We start from the raw sequence: 21,899 nt of genomic DNA, 5'->3' as shown, positions 1-21,899 counted from the left end.
AGCTTATTTTTTATGCTCTGGAGCAATGTGGAGTTTATAGCCTATTCTTGAATGATTTTTAATCATATCATAATAAGTTTTGCGTCTTAAACTATTAATATGCATTCTTAAAGAATCCATAGTCATTTTACCCTCTTTCCACACATGTGCTTGGAAATCCTCATAAGGAATTGCTTCTCCCTCACGCTTTAATAAAAGTTCTAAAATGCTTATCTCGCGATCTGTTAATTCAAAAATAGCATAACCCTTTAAAATTACTTTATCCTTTCTGCGATAAAAAATTCCCTTGCCTAAATTAGTTGTAGTATCTTTATGCAACTGACGATTAATATTTAAAAGCACAACAAAAAGCTCTTCTAAATCAATAGGTTTTTTAATAAAAGCTGCACTGTTTAACTCTACTATCTTTGTAAGTTTATCTTCATCACTATATGCTGTCATAAAGATAACAGGCACATTAGGGGATATTTTCCTAATCGCTTGCACCATCTCAATACCATCCATCTTGCCTTCTAGGCTAATATCACTAATTACTACATCAATGGGATTTTTTTTAAATATTTTTAGCCCTTGATCCCCTTTTTTGCAAGTATATACTTTATGACATCTTCTTGCTAAAGGTGTCTCCAAAAGCTCTAATGCTAAAGGATCATCTTCCACAATCAATACAGTTAAATTGCCTAGTGGCTCTAATAGTTCTTGTAGCATTCCTTCTTCCTTAAGAAATAATATAAATTTTTATAATGTCTTAATCTTTTAGAATTGAAATTCTAAAATTTATTTTCGTATTTTCGCTTATCTATAATTAAATAATTATAAAGTAATAGATTTTTTGTTAAATTATATTAATAAAAGTAATTTTATATTTTATATTAAATCACTAATTTATGATTAAAATTACATATATTTAACTAAAATTTTATAATCTTTACAATACTCTGTAATAGCTAAGTTTTGCTAGGTGTAGTCTCCAAAAATTTCTTTAAAAAAATATTTTCAAAATTTTATTTTTGAAACAAGATTACATATTTTTACCTTAATACTTTTATTATAAATTCTATGTGTAAATTCTACACTTTTATATTAAAAATATAATTCTTTTATAAAGTTATAAGGCTATACTTTCATTTTTAAAAAACAATTCTTAAAAACCTACAGTTATCAATTTTATTCTTTATTATGCAAAAAAGATTAATTTTATCTAAGTTTATTTTATTAAAAAATAAAATAAATTTTATTGCAATGCAATATAAAAAAATATAAAATGCAATAATATTACAATTTTTATTTGGTTGCTCTTAGTTTTCATTATGATTTTTTATCTAGCAAACTCTTTATTATTTCTTTTGCAATCCCTTAAAAGACAGCACTCTCCCCCTAAAAGTCCATCATAAAGAATAAAAACTTTTTGCAGTAAAAATATATTTTTATTTTATCTTTATCAATTCTTTATCACAACTCTCTATTATTAACCAAAACTTTTAAAATTTACAGATACAATATTTAACTATTTTATTCCACAAAACTAGCTCCACCGCTCTGAAGCGTTTTTATAAGTTGTGGTAAAATCTCATAAGATTTTGGGTGAATATCATGAAAAAGAATAATTCCTTTACGATAAAGCAAAGAAAGGCTTAATACCCTATCATACACTTCTTTTGCACTCATTTCTTTCATCCAATCTTGTGAATCAATGTTCCATAACACCAATTTACACCCCTCATTTTTCAAAGCTTGTGAAAATTCTTCACTCCTTTGCCCATAAGGTGGGCGAAATACGCAAGAGTTGCCATTAAATTCTGAAAGTTCTTTTGCCATTTTGGGTGCATTTTGCCAAATCTCTTTTTTAGTGTGAGGTTTATGCACCTCTCCATGATAGCCCAAAATAAATCCTCTATAAAGCTCTTTTTCTATCCCCCCACGCTTCTTTTTGCTCTCCTCTAAAATAAAAAAACTCGCAGGGACTTGCAAATCTCCTAAAAGCTTCAAAAGTCTATCTGTATTGCCCCCTTTTTTCGTAGGTCCATCATCAAAAGTAAGTTTAAATTCTCCCTCTTTTAAAAAGTCTTTACTCTCATCTCCGCGTATTTCATTATCATTTAGAGTTAAAATTTCACTTGTAATTCTTGGGAAAAGCGCACTTAAGCGTAATTGCTCCTTTAAATAATTTTCATAAAATTGCAGTGCATTTTCATGCCATGCCCTTAACTCACTTGGAAGATTATTTTGAAAATACTCCAAAGCTTCCTTATCTGTTTTAAAACAAGGTAAAAAATTATTCTCATATTTTACGCATTGTAATTTTTGAGTATTCTTTAAAACAATATTAGTAATATATGCCAAATATTTCTCCATAGATTTTTTATTGGGATTTTTTACACTCACATAAGAATCTAAATTTTTATTTGCTTTATCTAAGACTTCTAAAAATGCTAAATTTTCTAATTTTGAAGCAAAATCAAAACTTTCTTTAGAATTAATTACATAAGGATAAAGACTTCTATCACTTTTAGCTGGATTTTTTGTAGCTGCCATCAATCCACCGCTTAAAGCAAAACACAATACAAAAATCATACAAAAAACGCTATTTTTTATCTTTGGCATTAAAAGCTCCTTATTTTAATTTTTAAAACAAAGTTTATATTTTTAAAATATTCCATTAAAGACTAAAATATTGTTTTAAAAACAAAAATCACAATTTTTTTAGATTTTTAAAGCCCAAAAAGGCTTTAATTTTATCTTAGCTTTTCTTCCATTCTTTTAATAGCATTAGTATAAACCGCGTTTGCTTTATAGTTTTGGGCTTTTTTGTAGTTATCAAGTGCATTTTGATACTCGCCCTTTTCTTCATAGATTCGCGCGATATTATAGTATGAGCTTGCTTTAATGGTGTTGGCATTATTGCCACTTGCTAGTTCGATTGCCTTTCTATTTGCCCAGTTTGCTTCAGCTAAATTTCCAGCTTTTTGATACACTAAACCTAGATTAGAATACACTTGTGCATCATTTGGATTAAGAGTTATAGAATCTTTTAGATGATAGATTGCACTTTCATAATCTTTATTTTTATAGGCTTCCACACCTAAATTATCCAAAATTTTAGCTTGTTTTTTATCATCTGTGCTTATAGCTTGTGTATAGGTGAGATTAAAGTTTTTAGCAATAACTTTTTCTAAATCGCTTCCAAAATCACTGCCTGCACGCGCATTTTTATCATCTATGATAATATTTTTATCAATGATTTTACCCTCTTCATCAACATAAAATGGCACCCAAATTCTCGCATCTTGCAAATCTTGTGGAATTGGTGGCATAGCATAGGTGCGGATAAGCGAAGAGCCTACATATACATGCACTTTAACATTTCTTAGCTTTGTAAGTGGAAGCGTGTATTTGCCCTCTTTATTGCCAACTTCCCTAGCCCATGAGCTAAAATTATGCACAAAGAAAATGTATTTTTCTCCATTATGGCGTTTGTTTATTGTGATAGTTTCAGGACCATAGCCATTTGTATCATCTACATCTAAATTTGTATCTATACCCTCTTTATTTTGAAAATAAATATGGCTATCTTTAAAATATGCGTGTAAATCCATATCTAGTGGCTCATTATCCCATTGCAATACCACACGCATAGAATCTAGCGATTTGAGATTTGGGCTCATCGCATACACAAAGCCATCACATGGGCATTTTACTGCCATACTTGCATAGCCTTCTTTTTTTAAGATCATTGTAACACTAGAATCATCTTTGCCAAAAGGCGTAGGGATACTCACGCTTCCTTTGCTATCTGTGAAAGCCTTACTTGAAGATTCGCCATCTTTTTGAAAGGTTAGCTCCACGCCGCTTAGGCTTTTATTTTTTATCGTCGCATCTAGCACACTTACACTAATTTCAGCCTGTGCTAAACCAACCCAAAAAAGAAGTGCAAAAAATACTTTTCTCATCATTCACTCCAAAATTAAAATAAAGCTTAATTTTAGTGGAAATTTTCTTAAAGTATTTAATTCTCTTTTAAAATTATTTCTTATTTTTATTTTCTAAAAAATACTAATTTATCCTCATTTTAATAGGGCTTTTTATTTTGTTTTGAAACCAAAATTAACAACCCCTATCCTCCTAATCCAAACTACTTAATTTTAATAATCCCATTTTCCAAAAGAATTTGATTGTTTTTAATAAGCTCACTTAAAGCCCTTTTAAAAGCCTTTTTACTTAAAGAAAAAGTTTCTAAAATGCTTTGTGGAGAACTATCATAATTAAACTTCATTTCTCCTCCTTTTTCTTTTAATATTTCTAAAACTTTGCAAGCTTCTTTGTTAGTATCTGATTTTTGCATAGGAGGCTTTAAGCTTAAATCACATTTACCATTTGGATAAATTCTTTTGATATACGCCTTATATTTTTTGTTTAAAAAATCCTTACTAAACACTTCATTTTTATATACAAGCCCTAAAAACTCTCCATTAATTACACATTCATAGCCAAGATTTGTTACCCTAAAAGGAATAATTTCCACTTCACTAAAAACTTTAAGATTACTCCTCTTTAAATCCTTTAAATAAGGCTTTATATCATTTTTAGCAATGAGTCTCCCCTCTTTATCTGTGCTAATTAACACAGCCACATTACTGCCAAGTGGATAATTTTGCTTTGTAGGCATAAATAAGTCTTTTGCAATACCAAGATCTAAAAAACAACCCCAATTATTCTTATCCACCACTCTTAAAAGTGCGATTTCCCCACGCAAAGCATAAGGCTTTAGAGTCGTTGCAATTAACCTATCCTCTGAGTCTGTATAAAGAAAAACTTCAATATTTTGCCCTTCTTTTGCTTCTTTTGGTAGATATTTTAAAGGAAGTAAGATTTCCTTATCTCCTTTTTGCAAATAAGCTCCAATTTTTACAATTTTAACAATCTCTAGATTACAAATTCTACCTACATCAATCAAAAATCTCTCCCACTGCTCTTATTAAAACATCACTAAAATCTACGCCATATTCTCTAGCAATTTGCATACTTGCCATTATCACTACTACCATTATAACCACAAATGCTATAAGCCCTAATAAAGCTATAATTCTAAACAATCTCAAATAAAAACTCTCATCTAGGCTTTCATCTAAGCTTTTATGGTATTTAAACCAATCTACAAAAAACTTCGCATAAGATACAACTATGATTAAAATCAACACTCCACAAAGCAACATTAAAAGCAAAGAATAGGTAGGAGAAAATCCTAAATTTACTGCATGAATATCTGCTTCCCACATCAACATCACGCTACTAAAATGTATTCCAAATCCCACAAGCACAAAAAGCAAAATTGAAGCTAGTAAAAATGCAATACTTTCGCCTGTTTTTGTTCTTTTTCTAAATTCTTCTTTAATATGCTTTTTAATGGCACTCTCACTTAATCCCTCTTCTCTTTTTTGAGCAATGTAGCCACCAAGATTTTTAATCCAAGCCTTTCTACTTAGAGTTTGTGCTTCCATTTTTCACCTCTATAAATTTTATTTTTAGAAATTCTGCCAAAAATTTGTCAAAATAAAATCTGCATTTTGTCAAGTTTTTGTCAAGTTTTAGTAGCATAAGACTTATCAATATGAAACTTTCTATAAAACTCTTCTAGCTCTTCATCACTAAAATCTTCCAAAAGCCCTTTAGCTCTTAACCCATCTAAAATCGCTCTTGTGCAATCTGTTTCTTTTGGCCATTCTCTTGTATGTCCATCTATTTTGCTCTTATTAGTCGCATCTATAAAAATCGTGTCATCTAAAATCTTTACATCTCTTTTAGCGTCTATATTATTAACAACCCTCCAAAGCACCATATAAAGATTATCCAAATCATTACTCTCTTCATCTAGCACAACCACAATTCTTAAATGCTCCAAAAGCTCTTCTAACTCTTTTTTAGAAAAAATCTCTTGCATACTCACTTGTTTTCTAACACCAAGCAATACAATAGGATTTAAAGTGTCCTTATAAATTTGCCTTAAAACACTTAAATTTGGAAATACTTTAGAAAGTTTATCTTTTAGTATTTCATCTTTTAAAAGCACCATTTTTTTGGCTTCTTTTAGCTCTTTTGTTAAATCTATACCTAGCTTTCCACCATAAGCATAATTAGGTGAGGAATGATCTAGCACATCACAAATCCCCTCACTAATCACACATTCTTTTGTGCTAAAGCGATTTAGCATATAAGGGATAATTGTGGCACTTTCTAATTTAGGAGCATCTTTATCTACAAAAAGTGCATGCTTTACAAAACTCATCTGCCCCACTCCCCAAAAAGCGTGCATACTTTGCTTTGCTTCCCCTTCATACTCGCTTTTTATCTTTGCTAAGATTAGATTATGGAATACACCATTTTCTGGCATATAATAATCTATTAAATTTGGGGTTGTCGTTTGCAAAAGTGGCAAGAAAATGCGTTCTGTTGGATAACCTAAATATTTATCCTCCAAAGGTGGCTTACCCACAACTGTGGCTAAAAATACAGGATTTTTCTTACTAGTAATTGCACTCACTTCCATAAGTGGATAAGGCTCAATAGGCGTATAAAATCCTGTATGATCACCAAATCTTCCTTCTTCTTTTAATTCATTAGGCTCCACCCAACCCTCAATCACAAAATCACAATCATAAGGAACATTTAAAGGATTGCTAATACACTTTACTAATTTTGCTCTTTTCTTTTTGATAAAGCCATAAAGCATAAGCTCATAAATCCCCTTTGGCAAAGGTGCAGTAGCACACCAAGTATAAAGAGGATCTCCGCCTATTGCAATACTTACTGGCATTTTTTGGTTGGCTTCTTTATACTCTTTTAAAAGCGAAAGAGAATCTTTATGGAGTTGCCAATGCAAACCAAGATGATTTCTATCATAAACTTGCAAACGATACATTCCTAGATTTTTTATCTCTCCATTAAGGCTTTGCGTATAACACTGCCCCATGGTAATAAATGCTCCCCCATCTTCTTCCCAAGTCTTAAGAATAGGCAAATTCAATAAATCTACATTTACTCCCTCATACACAACTTCTTGTGCTAAATTAATATCTTTTTGCACACGCGGTGCTAAAAATCTAAGCTGTGCAATTTTAGGCAAAAATCTCAAAAATTCACCAACGCCTTTAGGGGGTTTCATTTTTAAAAAATAGCCAATTTCTTTAGCAATGTTTTGTGTATCTCCTATTAGAAGTTCAACGCGTTTAAAATTCCCAAACAAATTCATTAAAACTGGTGTTTCATAACTTTTACCCAATCTTTTGCTAATAGGATTTGTAAAAAGCAATGCCTTGCTTTCTTGTTTTTTTACTTCCAAATAAGCTAAATGTGGTATTTCAAGCTCAATATCTAAAGGGGTGGAGATGATTTTTATTTCATTATGCATTTTTAATAAATCAATTGCTTTTCTCATCTTAAAGATTTCTCCTAAAATCCATTTGTATGGAAATTTTTCCGCATAATACCATATTTTAGATTTAACTTCATACTAAGCTTACAAAAGAGAGAAAATCCTCTTTTTATTTTAAAAAACAAAAAATCTCTTATTTTTCTTTAGCTTTTTAAAAGTTAATTTAATTAACTTATCCATTTGATAAGCTACCTCTTTATAATCTAAAGCCATATTTTTTGTAAAATACAAAACTATCTCATCACCTTTAGCATTTTTGTTATTTTTAAGAATATAGTTTTCTTGATTTAAAGATTCCAAAAAATTTTTTTGAAATTCTTTTAAATATTCTTTTTCTTTGCATACAATTTGCACTTCACATTTTGAAGCACTCTCTGGCTTTCCACTATCAAGGTTTAGTGCAAATCTATAAAAAATATCTTTTGTGATTTTCTTTGAATAAATGTCTAAATATCTATCTTTAATAGGAAGTTTCAAATAAAGTCCAAAAAATAAATTTTGATTAATATATTCTTGCATAATAGGCAAAAGAGGACAAAACAAATGATAATGGATTAAAAAATTATGCAAACTGCTTGGAGTATCTATTCTACCAAAATTTGTCTCTCTTAAATTAGGCACATTCTTACTATCACCACCTAGCAAATCTACCCAAATTTTATGGTTAATATTCCACTCATAAAAAGCACTAAATGCAAAAGGAGATTCCCAAAATTTATTTTTACCCATTGCATGTATAATTTTGCTTTTAAAAGAATGTGATGGCAAAGTATTATAATTTCCTTTAACATTCTCTACATTAAATCTATAAAGATGTGCCAAAACTCCAAAAGGTATTTCATCACTTGTAGCTACATATTGTAAAACCCCATATTCATAAAGCTCTTTTATATCTTATAGCATTCTTTGGTTAATTGTTCTCCCTTTTTATTTTTTAATGTGTTTTTACCTATACAAAACACTCCACCAACCGGCTTAAATACTTTTTGATTATTTTGGGTTATTCCTCTAATTTCCAAATATTTTTGTATGCCATCAACTCTCCCACCACAATCGCATTTAAAATCCACATTTTCACATAAAAAATCAGAAATATTTCCACACACTAGCACATCGCAATCTAGCCAAATTACATTTTCATATTCTTCTAAAAGCCTAAAAATATGAAATTTAGCATAAACAAATCGTTCTCCAAACCTAGAAGATAGTGGGATTTTCCCCACATCTCCTCCTAAGTCTTTCAAAAAATCTTCATGGGTATATTCTATAAAGCTAATTTTGCCATGCCAAATTTTTGAAATCTTTTCTTGTGTGTTTTCTAAAATATCATGGTAGATAATAATTTTGTCTATCAAATCTTCATCATATCTTTTTAATCCAATAATTACATTTGCTAAAGCAAAAGCATAGTTTTCATTGCTTGATAAAAATACTGCAACCTTTTTCATCTCCACTCTCCTAGCCAACCATCTTTTTAATAGGCTTCATCAATGGATTTTTAGAATCCATTACAAAATCCTTAGGTCTTGTAACTAGCTTTCTAAACAATCTATAAAACTTTGTATGTGATAATTTGATATAAAACTTTTCTTTATTTTTTTCTACAATTTTGGGATTATTTTTTATATTTTTAATCTCATAAAGATAATTTTTATATGCCATTCCCTCTAGTCTATAAGTATATTTTTCCACACTTTGTGCTTCTAGATAACTTACTCCATTTATTCTAATCTTATAAAAATCTATTTGTTGGGTTCTATGGATTATGCGATTATTTTTCTCATCTTTTAGCAATTCTTTTGTGCTTTTTCCATAGCTATAAAATTCATAATACAAATATGCAATAAACCTTAAAACCTTCTCATAATCTACCTCAAATCTCCCTTCCACAATTTCTATAATGCTTCTTTTTAGTTCTTCTTTGCTCATCACTACTCTATTAACTCCATTAATTGCATAAAATGCACCCCCACAAATCACACAAGGCTTATTTGCCATCATCGCATACACACCTACTCCAGAGTTTATTAATACAACCATAGAACTTACCAAAAGTAAATCTATAAAATTAAGATTATCTGCCACAAAAATTAAATTAGGATATTTTTTCTTATCTAGTTCAAGCATTAAAGGATGCTTTTTGCACAAAAATACAATATCATCAATTTTCAATTCTCCTGCAATTTCATCTAAAATTTCTAAAAAACCAAAAAAACTAAAAGGCTCTTTAGTAAAATACTTAATCACCGTATCTGTATGCATTTGCAGAGGAACAAAAATAATTCTTTTATGTTTTATGCCATATTTTCTTTTTATCTCTATTGCATTTTGCCTATCCCCTTGTGCTTCTAAGCTCTCATTACCTTCTAAAAGGGTTGCAATGTATTCTTTTATTTCCTCCTCTTTTTGTTTATCTAAAGGCTTATTCCAAAACTTTTCTTCATAAGAGCTTGAATCATAATTGCACCCATTTCTATCAAAAAACCAAGAATGTGGCAATGCTCCTCTCTCAAAGCAGATAAAGGGCAGTTTTCTCTCTCTTACAAAATTATAAATTTCTCTTCTTTGCTCATTACCATAAGGATTAGGAAACACAATTGAAGAAATTTCAAAATCTTTTACAAATTTTAAAAATTTAGCTTCATTAAATACCTCATTTTCATAAAATTCATACTCTCTTTTACAAATAAAATCCCCAAGATAAACCCCAACACCTCTTACGCATCTAATAACTGGAGAATTGTATCCATCAAGTAAAAGCACCTTTTTACCTAGTGCTTCTAGGCTATTTAAATACTCAGGCCCCTCACTAATTTCTTTAATCTCTTTCAATCTTTTATAAAACCTTTGATGATTCAATTCTCTATTATCTGAATATCCATTTTGATTAGGCTCAATATGCCAAAAATGCACCAAATACATCCCTAAAGCCTGCATTTCAGCACCCACAACAGAAAACCAAGCTCTAAATCCCCTAAAATCATTAAAAGCCCAGTTTCTAGCATCATAACTCAACTCTCTTGGCATTCTCTCAAATTCTGCACAAAATTTAAAAACTCTGCTCATAAACTCAAAATCTTCATATCCATGCCCTACAAAACCAAAATCATTCCCACCAAGCTCTAAAAATTTATGTCTATGCATTACTAAAGAACTAGAAGCAGGTGTATAAAATTTAATTAAATTAGATTTTCCCTTGCTTAATTCAAAAAGAATTAAAGAATCTATATCCTCCAATCCCATATTTTCTATAATATTTGTTCCTTGCTCTGTTAAATACACACAAGGAAAAACTAAGAATGCATTAGGATTTTTAGCAATCTGCTTAAGCTTTATAAACTCTAATAATTTTTTAAGATTCTTCTCTGATAAATAACAATCCACATCTAAAGGCATAATCACAGGAGTTTTTGCACAAATTGCCCCCAAATTTCTACAAGCCCCTATAGAATATTTACTTTGCTCTGTGTCTTTATAATACTGATGTCCGCATTCTGCGATTATAAGGGGGATTTGCGAATGCTCTAAGCTTGAATACCCTTCTACAAAGATAAATTCCACTTCATCTTCTACTTGATAGCTTGCAAATTCTCTAGCCTTTTGCATCACTCTATCTAATATATAAGGGCGTTCCTTGCTTGTCCCAAATGGAATAATAATTGATAATAAAGCCATAAAAACCTCACAAAATTTAAATAAGCGAGGAATGCTATTTGAAATTTGCTTTTTAAAAAACAAAGTAATATTTTCTTGTTATTTTCATATATTTTGCAATTATTCCTTTGTTTATTTTTATTATCAAAAATAATACACTTTACAAAAATTTCCATAAAGGAGAAGCAATTTTGTTAAAAAACAATCCACAAAAACTCTCGCAAAGAGATATAGCAGGGATTTTAAAAATTGATACCAAAACTCTTTATAACTGGAAGAAAAATAAACCCGAACTCTATGAAATTGTAATGCTTGGATTTAGATTTAAAGCACTTCTTGAAGCCCAAAAAAATTATACAAAAGAACTAGAACAACTCTATGAAGAGATTTTGCAAAAGCCACATTCCAAACGCTATCTTAATTAGTTTTTATCCATCTTCAATCTGCTCTTTTTAGCACAATATTATCAACCAACCTTAAAATACAAACTACTTAAATACATTATAAAAACAATAAATTCATAGAGTTTCTATTACCAACCACAATAAATGCACTTACATAAATTTACCGCTTAAAGACATATTTTTTAACAAAAAAGCAAAGACGCTAACAATTTATTTCTATAAGGTATCTATGCTTAAGCACAGTAAAAACAAAAAAGAAATTATTACAAGACTAGTAATTTTATTGCTCCACTAATTTTAGGCAAACCTATCATATATATATGGAAATACTATGACAACAAGCCTTATATAGCTATACAAAAAGCTATCATTTTATATCTGCAACCTTTCTTTAAAAAGATAAGATAAAATTTTTAAAGAAAGCAAGCGTGATTTTGGTTTTTATTCAAAAAATATTTTAGAAAAGTTCAAACAATTTAATAAAAACTATCTAAAAATATTTAAGTTTTGCATACAACTCTTTTTAAAATTTAAAACCCTAGATAATTGCATACGATATTTAATACAATCAATAAGCTTTTAAAAAAGTGATTGAAAAAACTTTTAGCAAGATTATTCCAAACAACAATGCAACTATCTTTAAAATGCTTTTATATTTTAGATTAGATTATAGCTCCCAATATCGCATTTAAAAGGGCTTTACACAGCTTGCAAACATTTATTTGAAACAAAACAGATATTTTTGTTTTTTGTGCTTGTTTGCAAAAATTAGAATAGTGCTTTTTCTATGCTTAATTGCACTATAGGATTTTGCCAAAAACTCTTAAAAGAATTGTTTTTTGCTTTTTATATCCCCTTACTAAAATTCTAAGAGAGTTATACACCCTTATTTTTACTATAAGGCTTTAATTTATGAATTTCTACTTTATTATTAATATTTGTTTAATCTAAGTTATCTTTTATAAATATGAAATTTTTATTTAAACCACCACCCAAAAGGTGGTAATTTTTAAAGTTCTGGCTTAGGAGTTTTCTCTGTAGAAGCTGGAAGTTGTGGATACACTACTTGTGGTTTTGTTCCTTGTAAAGATTCTAAGAAAGTAGCAATAGATTTTGCTTCCTTATCAGAAATGCTAATTCCAAGTTGGATACTTCCCATCTCTTTAATTGCATCTGTTAAGCTCCAAAATGCACCATTATGGAAATATGGAGCAGTTTCAGTTACATTACGCAAAGTAGGAGTTTTTACCATACCATTTGCATCACCTTTAAAGTCCCCTAAATTTGCAAATTTATATTGCCCTGCTACTTGGAAAGCTTGCATTGTCCCACCAAGATTTACACCACTATGGCATGCAGTACAGCCCTTATCCATAAATAATTTTAGCCCCTCTTTTTCTGCTTTAGAGAGTGCATTTTCATCTCCCTCCATAAATTTATCAAATCTTGATGGAGTAAGTAAAGTTCGCTCAAATGTAGCAATCGCATCAGCAATATTATCAAAAGTTACACCACTTCTACCATATACTTTTTTGAAATCCTCTACATATTCTGGCAAAGAAGCAATTTTTTCTACCGCTAATTTTGCAGGAGTTGCCATTTCTGGTTCTGCCTCAATTGGACCTTTAGCTTGATCTGCTAAGCTACCTGCCCTACCATCCCAAAATTGTGTAGCATTTAACACAGAGTTATATACTGTAGGAGAATTTAAATGGTGAGGGTTTGCTGTCCATTTATGTCCTACTGCTGCAGAAATACCATCTGCACCGCCAAGTCCTAAATTATGACAGGTATTACAGGAAATCAATCCACTTTTTGAAAGTCTTGGTTCAAAATAAAGTTGTTTTCCAAGTTCTGCTTTTTCCTCTGTAAAAGGACTAAATTTAACACCCATATCTTTTAAAATTTTTTCTACTTCTTTTTGATTTTTTGGAAGTGGAGCTAAGCCTGCATTTTTTGCTTCTTGCACTAGAGAGCTAGCTGCATTTAAGCTTAATGTCGAAGCCAACAAAATAGACGAAACTGACAATAAAGAGCTAATTTTCATAAAGCCTCCTTAAAAATTATGTCGCTCTAACGCTAAAAAGAGACGACAGGAAAGAAGTTTAGCCCTTATTGACTTATATTTTAATAAAATATAATTTTTACTTATTAATAATAGTTTTTATTATTCTAAGTTTTAGCAAGCTTTTTAGAGCTAAAATTTAATACTTTTAGCCCTTATTTTACATTTTAAGCCATTATATCTAATAAACTCTGCATCATAGAATCTTGGCTTTGTGTAACCTTTGCATTTGCCTCCACACCATTTTGTGCTGTGATTGTCTCTACACTACTTTGCGCTAAATCAGTATTAGAAGTTTCTACCATACCACTTTGGAGATTTTGCATATTAGTTTGCATTCCATTTTGTGCGTTATTAAAGGCATTTCCATAATTATAATTGCTTGAAATTTCCATAAACTAACTCCCTATTTAAATATAAGGGTATTATATAATGATATGCTAAAATTATCCTAAAAATTTAATTATATTTAATAGTTTGTAGCCTTTTTAATCATTCATTTAAAAAATTGTGCTATCATTTAATAATTTTTATCTTTTAATAAAGGTTTTTATTTTATGGATTTTACTTGGACACAAATTTTTTATGCAATGACTTTAACACTTCTAGCAGGATTTAGCACTGCCATTGGCTCCATAATCGCTTTCTTTTCTAAAAAAGATAATTTAAGAATTCTTTCTTTTGGGCTTGGGTTTTCTGCAGGAGTTATGATTTATATTTCTTTTATGGAGATTTTACCTTCTGCTTTTTTAGATTTTAGAAAATATTATCATTCAAATTTTGGAGAAATTCTAGCACTTTTATGTTTCTTTGGTGGAATAATTTTAAGCGCAATTATTGATAAATTAATTCCCGAAGATGTCAATCCTCATGAACCTAAAGAAGACTATTCAGAACTTAAAATCTGCCCTCTCCCCAAAAATCCCAAAAAAATTCCTAGTTTTCACCTAGGAGTTCCTTTAGCCAAAATCAATACACACGCTTTAAAACGCACAGGTATTTTTACAGCTCTTGCAATTGCTATCCATAATTTCCCTGAAGGCTTTGCTACTTTTATTTCAAGCCTTGATAATCTATCTTTTGGAATTGCCATAGCAGTTGCCGTTGCTATTCATAATATTCCAGAAGGAATGGCAGTTTCGCTTCCTATTTACCACGCCACAGGAGATAAGAAAAAAGCTTTTATCTATTCTGCACTTTCAGGAGTTGCAGAACCTATTGGTGCATTTGTAGGGGCTTTTTTGATACTACCTTTTGTGAGCGAATTAACTCTTGCTATTACTTTTGCAGTAGTGGCAGGAATTATGGTTTTTATCTCCTTTGATGAACTTTTACCATCAGCTCGCACTTATGATAAAGCACATGATAGTCTTTATGGTTTGGTTTTAGGAATGGGGGTTATGGCTATTAGTCTTATTTTATTAAATCCTTAAATAAAATTCAAAGGTTAATTTTTGAGTAAATTAGTAATTTTTAGGAGTATAAAAACCACTCTTTATTATAAAGCATTAAACAAAATAAGATTTAGCTATATACTTCTAAAATTACACCTTTGATACATAAAAGATTTTATCCAAGAAATAAACCCAAATAATATAAAGAATTATTAAACTTTTAAAAACGAAAAATTACAACCATTCCTTAAAATTATATAGATTGCAAAGCTATATTAACAAAAAAACACATCAAGTTTCACATTAAAAGGGCAAAGCTTTATAAAATCCGCTTTTAGTAAGTCTAAATACCGCTTTAAATTTGTGTAATAAGGCTCATATCCATAATAACCAAGATTTTAAACATATTGCACAAAAATAGCTTTTCACAACTCCATAATTGCAAATAGCTAGAAGACTTAAATTTGTATTTTACTTAAATAATTTTATTTTTATTTTATTTCTAAAAATCTTTGTTAATATTGATAATTAAGCCATTTTAAGTTAGAATTTTTAGAATAAATTTCATAAAAAGCAAGGTAAAAAATGAGTAAAAATATACAAATCATGCAAAATGTAAAAAACATTAGGGAAATTGACATCAAAGATAAAAGAATTCTTATCCGTGTTGATTTTAATGTCCCTATGGATGATGAGCTAAACATTAGCGATGATACAAGGATTAGAGAGGCTATCCCTACGATTAATTACTGTATTGATAATGGTGCAAAATCCATCATTCTTGTAAGCCATCTAGGACGCCCAAAAGGCAAAAGTGATGCTTTTTCTTTAAAGCATATTCTAAAAAGACTAGAACGCCTTTTATCCAAAGATGTTGTTTTTGTAGATAGCCTAGAGAACGCACAAGTTGTATTAAATACACTTATAGATGGCAGTGTGATTTTATTAGAAAATATCCGCTTTTATGAGGGCGAAGAGAAAAACGATTCTGCTCTCTCTCAAAAACTAGCTTCTCTTTGTGATGTGTTTGTAAATGACGCATTTGGAACCTCTCATAGAAAGCATTCTTCTACCTATGGTGTTGCTCAATTTGCCAAACAAAAAGTTTCTGGACTTCTTCTTAAAAAAGAAATTGACTCTTTTGCCATTGCTTTATCTAACCCTCTTCGCCCTTTGCTTTTGATTGTAGGAGGTTCTAAGGTTTCCTCTAAACTTACACTGTTAAATTCCATTTTAGATGTTGTAGATAAAATCATCATTGGTGGGGCAATGAGCAATACTTTTTTAAAAGCTGTCGGCTACGATACCAAAAAATCTCTCATTGAAGAAGATTTATTAGAAGAAGCTAGAAATATTTTAAGATCCGCTAAAGAAAAAGGTGTAAAAATCTATCTACCCGTAGATGTGGTAGCAACTGATGATATTAAAAATCCTCAAATTATCAAAATCACTCCTGCACAAGATATACCTGACAATCTAGCTGCAGTAGATATTGGACCTGCTACTGTAAAGCTTTTTAATGAAGTCATTAGAGATAGTGAGACAATTATTTGGAATGGACCACTTGGCGTTTATGAAGTGCAAAAATTCTCACGCGGAACCTTTAGCATTTCCCATGCTATTGCTGATACCTATGCTTATAGTGTTATAGGTGGTGGAGATACAGCGGATGCTGTAGATAGAGCAGGCAATAAAGACAGTATGAGTTTTACTTCAACAGGTGGTGGAGCAAGTCTAGAGCTATTAGAAGGTATTGTTTTACCAGCTTTTGAAGTTTTAGATAAAAGAGATTAATTTTAAGGATAATTTATGGGAGAACCACCCCAAAATACATTTTAAAGGAGGCTTTAGCCTCCAAAGCTAGGAGGCTTAAATGATGAATTTTTTTATTAAACGCAATGGATTAGTAGTGCGAGAGAGTGTTCTCTCTATTGAAGCCATAGCGTCCAATATAGATATTTTATGGATTGATCTTTTACATCCAAGTTTAGAAGAAATTGCCTATATTTCTAAAACCTACATGCTTGAAATCCCTACCAAAGAAGAAAGGGAAGAGATTGAAGAATCTGCACGCTATTGGGAAGATAGTGAAACAGTTACGATAAATACCTACTTTCTAACACGCCCCAATGAACAAAATCTACTCCACAATGAAACTGTTACATTTCTAGTGGCACAAGGAATTTTATTTACAGTAAGATATAGTGAATTCCGCGTATTTGATGAGATACAGCAACGCGTTTTAGCAAGTCCAAAAAACTTTGAAGATGGCTTTGATTTAATCAGCAAAATCTTTGAACTACGCGTAGAAAAAGATGCAGATATGCTAGAAAGCATTGCTAGAGAAACACGCCTTTTGCGTCGTATGGTTGTGGGCGAGAAGCAATTAGGAGATGAAATCTTAGAAAAGCTCTCCACTTTGCAAGAAATGCATCTTAGTTTGCGTGATAGCCTATTTGATAAGCGTCTTGCAATTGCTGCTCTTATCCGAACCAGAAAAGCCGATGAGGATGTAAGAAAAGATTTAGGCATTGTATTAAAAGATATTAATTCTCTTGTAGAATTTACTAATGTTAATATGGGGATTTTAGACAATATCCAAACGCTTTTTTCCAACCAAATCAATATAGAACAAAACAAAATCATTAAAATTTTTACAGTGGTAACTGTAGCTATGATGCCCCCAACTCTTATTGCAACAATTTATGGTATGAACTTCACCCATATGCCAGAACTTGAATGGACTTATTCCTATCCAGTAGCACTTGCTGTAATGATTGCTTCTACCATCTTTCCTGTTATTTATTTCAAAAAGAAAAAGTGGCTTTAATGCCATCTTTTACAAGAGAAGTTTTAAAAAGCAATTACCAACCATCTTAGAAATTTTTAGCAAAATTCCTATTAATGCTTATACTAAGATTAGCTAATACAATATTTAGACGCTATAAACTCTACTCTAAAAATTTTAAAGTCTCCTTGCAGAAAGTCGCATAGAGAACTTTAACATTTTTACTTTTTTGGTTGTTGCATTCTAAATAATAACCTTTCATAAAATAAAAAATTCAAAGAAAACTTATTATCAATTTCACTTTTAAAATATTTCTATAAAAGAGCTATTAATAGTTTGTAATGGGTAATTTATAAAAATAATCAAAAAAATTATTAGGTATTAAAATGTTTAAAGAGAGGTTATCTAAACTAGCTTATACAATAGATGTTAAAAACCATAAGTTTGTGAGTGATAAATACAAGATTTTAGAAAATGAAAACTATCTATATTTTACAAAGCTTTAAACTAAAAAGCAATCTTTTAGGAAAATATATTCAAAAATACTTACATTATTTTAATAATAAAAGACAATACAATAAAGATTTTCATCCAAACTTTTAAAATAAAATATTTAAGATCAAGATATAAAAAGATAAAAAGTCGCAAAATGCGACATTTTAAAATTTTACTCACATCTTTTGCTATATTTTATAATAAAGATTAATTGTTTTTTGGTTTATAGATATTAATAAGATAGGTTGCAAAAATCGCTAAACTTCCTCCAAAAAGGGTCAAAACGCTAGGTATCTCTCCTAAAATCACATAGCTACTAATTAATGCTGTAGCAGGCACTAAAAGAGGGAAAGTGCTAGCCTTAGTCGCACCCACTGCAGCAATCCCCATGTAATAAATACTTGTCCCAATTGCAGTAGAAAGCACCGAGACCACAAAAAGCATTGTCCAAAACTCATAAGAAAAACTAAAAATTTGCACCATTTCTTCACCTTTAAACAAAAAAAGTGGCGCATACATTATCAAACTTAAAAGTGTAATATAAAAATTAATTGCTAAAGGATGGATGCGGATTCTTTGGCAAATAATTGTTAAAAGTGCCCAATCAAATGCACAAAAAATAAAAATAATATTAAACTTACCAAATAGCTCTTCCAAACTCCCTAAATTAAGCAAACAAAATCCTGAAACTATACCTAAAATAATCCCTAAAATCTCATTCTTTTTAATTTTGGCTTTTTCTTGTCTTATGCGTTTAAAACAATACATCAACAAATATGCAAACACTGGAGTTAGCGTAGTAACAAGAACTCCTCCCTTACCTGCACTTCCATAACGCAATCCCATAAAATAAATAATAGAATAGAGCGCATTGCAAATAGCTGCCAAAAATAGAAATTTAAGTGCATTTGTATCAATTCTCAAAGAGATTTTTAGAAAAACTATCAGCGGAAGCGAAGCAAAAAAGGCAAAGAAAAAACGCCAAAAAGTAATAATATCTGCACTAGTATATTGGGTTAAAACCTTTCCAGCTGGCCATGAACTTCCCCAAAATATCATTGCTACAACCATTAAAATAGAAAAAATAACTGCCTTTTGCATTCTATACATTCCCAAAAACAAAGTAAATATCATTATACAAACTAGGTTATTAAAACTTCCAAAAATAAAGTATAATTCTCCCTTAAATTTTTTAAAATTTTTAGGAAAATCATGCTTGGAAAAACCCATATAGCCTTTAGTCTTAGTCTCTCTTCACTCTCTGCTTTAGCCTATAATCATTTTTATGCTCCTCTAGATTCAATACTTCTTTGGCAGTTTTATATAGGCGTAAGCTTTGGTGCAATTTTACCTGATATTGACGAGCCTAATTCTCTTCTTGGTAAAAAGACATTTTTTATCTCTCATATTCTAAAAATACTTACTGGACATAGAGGACTTACACATAGCTTCTTTTTTGTTTCTTTATTCTTTGCTTTAACTTTTTTAATTCCAAATTTTGAGACTTTAATGATAGGGATTACTCTTGGAATATTTTTACATCTTCTAGGAGATATGATGACGCCAAGTGGAGTGCCTATTCTTCTCCCTTTTAGCCAAAAGAATTTTTATATCCTACCTCTTTTTATGCGTTTTAAAACAGGGGGAATAGTAGATAAAAGCATTGCTTTACTTTCTATCATTGCTTTTATCCTTATTAATAAACTCATTTTAATCTAAAGTTATTTATTTTATAATAGCATTAAAATCTTTTTTGGGAAATTTTATGTTAGAGAAAATTAAAACTTTAGAGCCTACACGGTTTTATACCGCTATTTTAATGTTAATCTTTATTTTGCTTGTGATTGTTTTTCACAATCTAATGCTTATTTGGATGATTTTAGGGATTGCCTTAATAATAGGCTTTTATGAAGCTTATAAACTTTATTGCGGTTTTAAAGCACCTCTATGGGCTTTAGGTCTTATGATGTTTTTATGGATAGGTGTCTATCTTTACCCAAATCCTTTAGAGCTTATCTTTTTAGTAGCTATCTTGCTTGCTTCCTATCAAGCTTACACCAAAAAAGGACAAATCAAGCATTTTATGCCTTTTTTATATCCTTGTGTGCCTTTTATTTTTCTTTTTTATCTTTATGCAAACTATGGAATAAATAGCATTATTTGGTTGCTTATTGTTGTAGCTCTTAGTGATAGTGCAGCATATTTTGGCGGGAAACTCTTTGGAGGGAAATTTTTTGCAAACAGCACTTTTTGTAAAACTTCTCCTAATAAAACTAAAGAAGGAGTGCTAATAGGAATAAGTTGTGCAACTATCTTTGGAACTTTAGGTGGGCTTGGAGTATGCAGCTTTTCTTATTCTCTTTTTATTAGCATTTTAGTCAGTCTTGCAAGTGTTTTTGGAGATCTTTATGAAAGTTATCTTAAACGCACAGCAGGTGTCAAGGATAGTGGGAAAATCTTCCCAGGACATGGAGGTATCTTAGATAGACTTGATGGATACTTCTTTGGAGGAACTTTAATGTATATTTTGTTAGAAATTTTTAAAGGTAACTTTTAATGATATTACTAGGAGCTAGCGGTTCTATTGGAATTAACACCCTAGAAATCGCAAAAAGATTCCAACTCCCCATAGAGACATTAGGTGTTGGCTATAATATCAAACTTTTAAACAAGCAAATTTCCATTTTCAAACCACAAAACATTATCATAGCAGATAAAAAAGATAAAGAAAAAATTACAAAAGATTTTAAAGGCGAAATCTTTTTTGGGCAGAGCGGACTAATAGAGGCAATAGAAGCTAGTAAAAGCACACTTTTAGTTAATGCGCTCGTAGGATTTTTAGGGCTAGAACCCACACTAAAAGCATTAAAACTTAATAAAAAAGTAGCACTTGCTAACAAAGAAAGTTTGGTAGTGGGTGGAAGCTTGATAGATACCCAAAATATCATCCCTATTGATAGTGAGCATTTTAGCTTAAGCTATCTTTTAAACCATAATGTATTTTGTCCTTTTAAAAATCTTTATATTACTGCAAGCGGGGGTGCTTTTAGAGATTTTGAAATCTCTAAAATTCCTAACCAAAAAGCAGAAATTGCCCTAAAACACCCAAATTGGAAAATGGGAAATAAAATCACTATCGATTCGGCAAGTATGGTAAATAAGCTTTTTGAGATTTTGGAGGCTTTTTGGCTGTTTAAAAGCAAAAACATTCATGCTTTTATTGAAAGAAACTCTCATATCCATGCACTTGTAGAGTTTCATGATGGAAGCTTAGTCGCACACTTTGCAAATGCCAATATGCAACTCCCTATAGCCTATGCACTCTCTTTAGGACTAGAGCAAAATTTCCTAGAAAACTTACAATCTCCACTTATTCCACCCCTTACAATCACAAATTCTAACTATAAACTAGAAGAAATCAACACACAAAGATACCCTTTATGGGAACTTAAAAATACCCTTTTAGAAAATCCACAATATGGTGCTATTTTAAATGCTAGCAATGAAATAGCAGTAGCAGCTTTTTTAGAAGATAAAATTCTTTTTGGAGAAATCAGCAAGATAGTTTTTCAATCCTTAGAAAGATTTGAAAATTCTAATTTTAGCTCACTTGAAGAACTTTTATTGCTAGATAAAGAAGTGAGAGCTTTTAGCTCTAGCTTACTTTAAT

Annotated in this window: 20 protein-coding genes; 8 read left to right on the top strand and 12 right to left on the bottom strand. The window is 30.5% G+C overall.

Going from position 1 to position 21,899, the window contains the following annotated elements; all coding sequences use genetic code 11:
* Positions 1-3: 3 nt before the first annotated feature.
* The 9 genes from B6S12_RS00165 to B6S12_RS00125 form a co-directional block, all read right to left on the bottom strand.
* Positions 4-708 carry a response regulator transcription factor gene (locus tag B6S12_RS00165; RefSeq protein WP_111228796.1) on the bottom strand — a complete coding sequence of 235 codons (705 nt, stop codon included), beginning with the start codon at positions 706-708 and terminating at the stop codon, positions 4-6.
* An 804-nt stretch (positions 709-1,512) separates the two neighbouring features.
* Positions 1,513-2,604, bottom strand: a complete 1,092-nt coding sequence (locus B6S12_RS00160) for a polysaccharide deacetylase family protein (protein ID WP_111228795.1) — start codon at positions 2,602-2,604, stop codon at positions 1,513-1,515.
* Between the two features lie 131 nt (positions 2,605-2,735).
* A complete protein-coding gene (locus B6S12_RS00155; RefSeq protein ID WP_181450906.1) occupies positions 2,736-3,950 on the bottom strand; it encodes a tetratricopeptide repeat protein in 1,215 nt (404 codons plus the stop codon).
* 182 nt (positions 3,951-4,132) lie between these two features.
* On the bottom strand, positions 4,133-4,954 hold the full coding sequence (locus tag B6S12_RS00150) for a CvfB family protein (protein WP_245892431.1): 822 nt from the start codon (positions 4,952-4,954) through the stop codon (positions 4,133-4,135).
* Positions 4,947-5,498, bottom strand: a complete 552-nt coding sequence (locus B6S12_RS00145) for a hypothetical protein (RefSeq protein ID WP_111228793.1) — start codon at positions 5,496-5,498, stop codon at positions 4,947-4,949. The genes B6S12_RS00150 and B6S12_RS00145 overlap by 8 nt, the downstream gene beginning before the upstream one ends.
* Before the next feature lie 80 nt (positions 5,499-5,578).
* Complete coding sequence (locus tag B6S12_RS00140) at positions 5,579-7,432, bottom strand: menaquinone biosynthesis decarboxylase (protein ID WP_111228792.1); 1,854 nt, start codon at positions 7,430-7,432, stop codon at positions 5,579-5,581.
* Positions 7,433-7,543: 111 nt separating this feature from the next.
* On the bottom strand, positions 7,544-8,251 hold the full coding sequence (locus B6S12_RS00135) for a hypothetical protein (protein WP_111228791.1): 708 nt from the start codon (positions 8,249-8,251) through the stop codon (positions 7,544-7,546).
* 65 nt (positions 8,252-8,316) lie between these two features.
* On the bottom strand, positions 8,317-8,877 hold the full coding sequence (locus tag B6S12_RS00130; RefSeq protein WP_111228790.1) for a glycosyltransferase: 561 nt from the start codon (positions 8,875-8,877) through the stop codon (positions 8,317-8,319).
* A 10-nt stretch (positions 8,878-8,887) separates the two neighbouring features.
* Positions 8,888-11,104, bottom strand: a complete 2,217-nt coding sequence (locus tag B6S12_RS00125) for a capsular polysaccharide export protein, LipB/KpsS family (protein WP_146239337.1) — start codon at positions 11,102-11,104, stop codon at positions 8,888-8,890.
* Positions 11,105-11,211: 107 nt separating this feature from the next.
* Here B6S12_RS00125 and B6S12_RS00120 point away from each other — a divergent pair, with 107 nt between their 5' ends.
* The gene (locus B6S12_RS00120; RefSeq protein ID WP_484083245.1) at positions 11,212-11,508 is read left to right on the top strand and encodes a phBC6A51 family helix-turn-helix protein; all 297 of its coding nucleotides are present in this window, start codon (positions 11,212-11,214) and stop codon (positions 11,506-11,508) included.
* Positions 11,509-12,496: 988 nt separating this feature from the next.
* Here B6S12_RS00120 and B6S12_RS00115 read toward each other — a convergent pair.
* Together B6S12_RS00115 and B6S12_RS00110 are read right to left on the bottom strand one after the other, a co-directional pair.
* Positions 12,497-13,516: a cytochrome-c peroxidase gene (locus tag B6S12_RS00115; protein WP_425454647.1), complete on the bottom strand. Its 1,020-nt coding sequence runs from the start codon at positions 13,514-13,516 to the stop codon at positions 12,497-12,499.
* Positions 13,517-13,719: 203 nt separating this feature from the next.
* Positions 13,720-13,947 (bottom strand): flagellar basal body rod C-terminal domain-containing protein, encoded by a 228-nt coding sequence (locus tag B6S12_RS00110; protein WP_111228786.1) that lies wholly within the window; start codon positions 13,945-13,947, stop codon positions 13,720-13,722.
* Positions 13,948-14,109: 162 nt separating this feature from the next.
* Between B6S12_RS00110 and zupT the strand changes: the two genes are divergently transcribed.
* From zupT to B6S12_RS11620, 4 genes are all read left to right on the top strand, one after another.
* The gene (gene zupT / locus B6S12_RS00105) at positions 14,110-14,985 is read left to right on the top strand and encodes a zinc transporter ZupT (RefSeq protein ID WP_111228785.1); all 876 of its coding nucleotides are present in this window, start codon (positions 14,110-14,112) and stop codon (positions 14,983-14,985) included.
* Positions 14,986-15,531: 546 nt separating this feature from the next.
* Entirely contained in the window at positions 15,532-16,740 is a 1,209-nt protein-coding gene (locus tag B6S12_RS00100) for a phosphoglycerate kinase (RefSeq protein WP_111228784.1), read from the top strand.
* A gap of 79 nt (positions 16,741-16,819) precedes the next feature.
* The gene (corA, locus tag B6S12_RS00095; RefSeq protein ID WP_111228783.1) at positions 16,820-17,776 is read left to right on the top strand and encodes a magnesium/cobalt transporter CorA; all 957 of its coding nucleotides are present in this window, start codon (positions 16,820-16,822) and stop codon (positions 17,774-17,776) included.
* 432 nt (positions 17,777-18,208) lie between these two features.
* The gene (locus B6S12_RS11620) at positions 18,209-18,337 is read left to right on the top strand and encodes a hypothetical protein (RefSeq protein ID WP_281267870.1); all 129 of its coding nucleotides are present in this window, start codon (positions 18,209-18,211) and stop codon (positions 18,335-18,337) included.
* 99 nt (positions 18,338-18,436) lie between these two features.
* Here the strand turns inward: B6S12_RS11620 and B6S12_RS00090 are convergent, their stop codons facing one another.
* The gene (locus B6S12_RS00090) at positions 18,437-19,330 is read right to left on the bottom strand and encodes a DMT family transporter (protein ID WP_111228918.1); all 894 of its coding nucleotides are present in this window, start codon (positions 19,328-19,330) and stop codon (positions 18,437-18,439) included.
* Between the two features lie 111 nt (positions 19,331-19,441).
* On the opposite strand from B6S12_RS00090, the gene B6S12_RS00085 reads away from it, so the two are divergent.
* Genes B6S12_RS00085 through dxr form a run of 3 tightly spaced genes read left to right on the top strand, consistent with a single transcriptional unit; the run spans position 19,442 to position 21,898 of the window.
* Positions 19,442-19,948 carry a metal-dependent hydrolase gene (locus B6S12_RS00085; protein ID WP_111228782.1) on the top strand — a complete coding sequence of 169 codons (507 nt, stop codon included), beginning with the start codon at positions 19,442-19,444 and terminating at the stop codon, positions 19,946-19,948.
* Between the two features lie 46 nt (positions 19,949-19,994).
* Entirely contained in the window at positions 19,995-20,786 is a 792-nt protein-coding gene (locus B6S12_RS00080; protein ID WP_111228781.1) for a phosphatidate cytidylyltransferase, read from the top strand.
* On the top strand, positions 20,786-21,898 hold the full coding sequence (gene dxr / locus B6S12_RS00075) for a 1-deoxy-D-xylulose-5-phosphate reductoisomerase (protein ID WP_111228780.1): 1,113 nt from the start codon (positions 20,786-20,788) through the stop codon (positions 21,896-21,898). Before B6S12_RS00080 ends, dxr begins: the two co-directional genes overlap by 1 nt.
* The last annotated feature ends 1 nt before the right edge of the window (position 21,899 follow it).

Origin of the sequence: Helicobacter valdiviensis, from assembly GCF_003245365.1 — a bacterium.
In the GTDB taxonomy this organism is placed as follows: Bacteria; Campylobacterota; Campylobacteria; order Campylobacterales; family Helicobacteraceae; genus Helicobacter_D; species Helicobacter_D valdiviensis.
Note: the sequence above shows the minus strand (reverse complement) of the source record. Positions and strands in the feature narration are given on the sequence as shown.

Coding starts and splice junctions, on each gene's coding strand:
- B6S12_RS00165 (WP_111228796.1), bottom strand. CDS start 708: ATGCTACAAGAACTATTAGAGCCACTAGGCAATTTAACTGTATTGATT.
- B6S12_RS00160 (WP_111228795.1), bottom strand. CDS start 2,604: ATGCCAAAGATAAAAAATAGCGTTTTTTGTATGATTTTTGTATTGTGT.
- B6S12_RS00155 (WP_181450906.1), bottom strand. CDS start 3,950: ATGAGAAAAGTATTTTTTGCACTTCTTTTTTGGGTTGGTTTAGCACAG.
- B6S12_RS00145 (WP_111228793.1), bottom strand. CDS start 5,498: ATGGAAGCACAAACTCTAAGTAGAAAGGCTTGGATTAAAAATCTTGGT.
- B6S12_RS00140 (WP_111228792.1), bottom strand. CDS start 7,432: ATGAGAAAAGCAATTGATTTATTAAAAATGCATAATGAAATAAAAATC.
- B6S12_RS00130 (WP_111228790.1), bottom strand. CDS start 8,877: ATGAAAAAGGTTGCAGTATTTTTATCAAGCAATGAAAACTATGCTTTT.
- B6S12_RS00125 (WP_146239337.1), bottom strand. CDS start 11,104: ATGGCTTTATTATCAATTATTATTCCATTTGGGACAAGCAAGGAACGC.
- B6S12_RS00110 (WP_111228786.1), bottom strand. CDS start 13,947: ATGGAAATTTCAAGCAATTATAATTATGGAAATGCCTTTAATAACGCA.
- zupT (WP_111228785.1), top strand. CDS start 14,110: ATGGATTTTACTTGGACACAAATTTTTTATGCAATGACTTTAACACTT.
- B6S12_RS00100 (WP_111228784.1), top strand. CDS start 15,532: ATGAGTAAAAATATACAAATCATGCAAAATGTAAAAAACATTAGGGAA.
- corA (WP_111228783.1), top strand. CDS start 16,820: ATGATGAATTTTTTTATTAAACGCAATGGATTAGTAGTGCGAGAGAGT.
- B6S12_RS11620 (WP_281267870.1), top strand. CDS start 18,209: ATGAAAACTATCTATATTTTACAAAGCTTTAAACTAAAAAGCAATCTT.
- B6S12_RS00090 (WP_111228918.1), bottom strand. CDS start 19,330: ATGCAAAAGGCAGTTATTTTTTCTATTTTAATGGTTGTAGCAATGATA.
- B6S12_RS00085 (WP_111228782.1), top strand. CDS start 19,442: ATGCTTGGAAAAACCCATATAGCCTTTAGTCTTAGTCTCTCTTCACTC.
- B6S12_RS00080 (WP_111228781.1), top strand. CDS start 19,995: ATGTTAGAGAAAATTAAAACTTTAGAGCCTACACGGTTTTATACCGCT.
- dxr (WP_111228780.1), top strand. CDS start 20,786: ATGATATTACTAGGAGCTAGCGGTTCTATTGGAATTAACACCCTAGAA.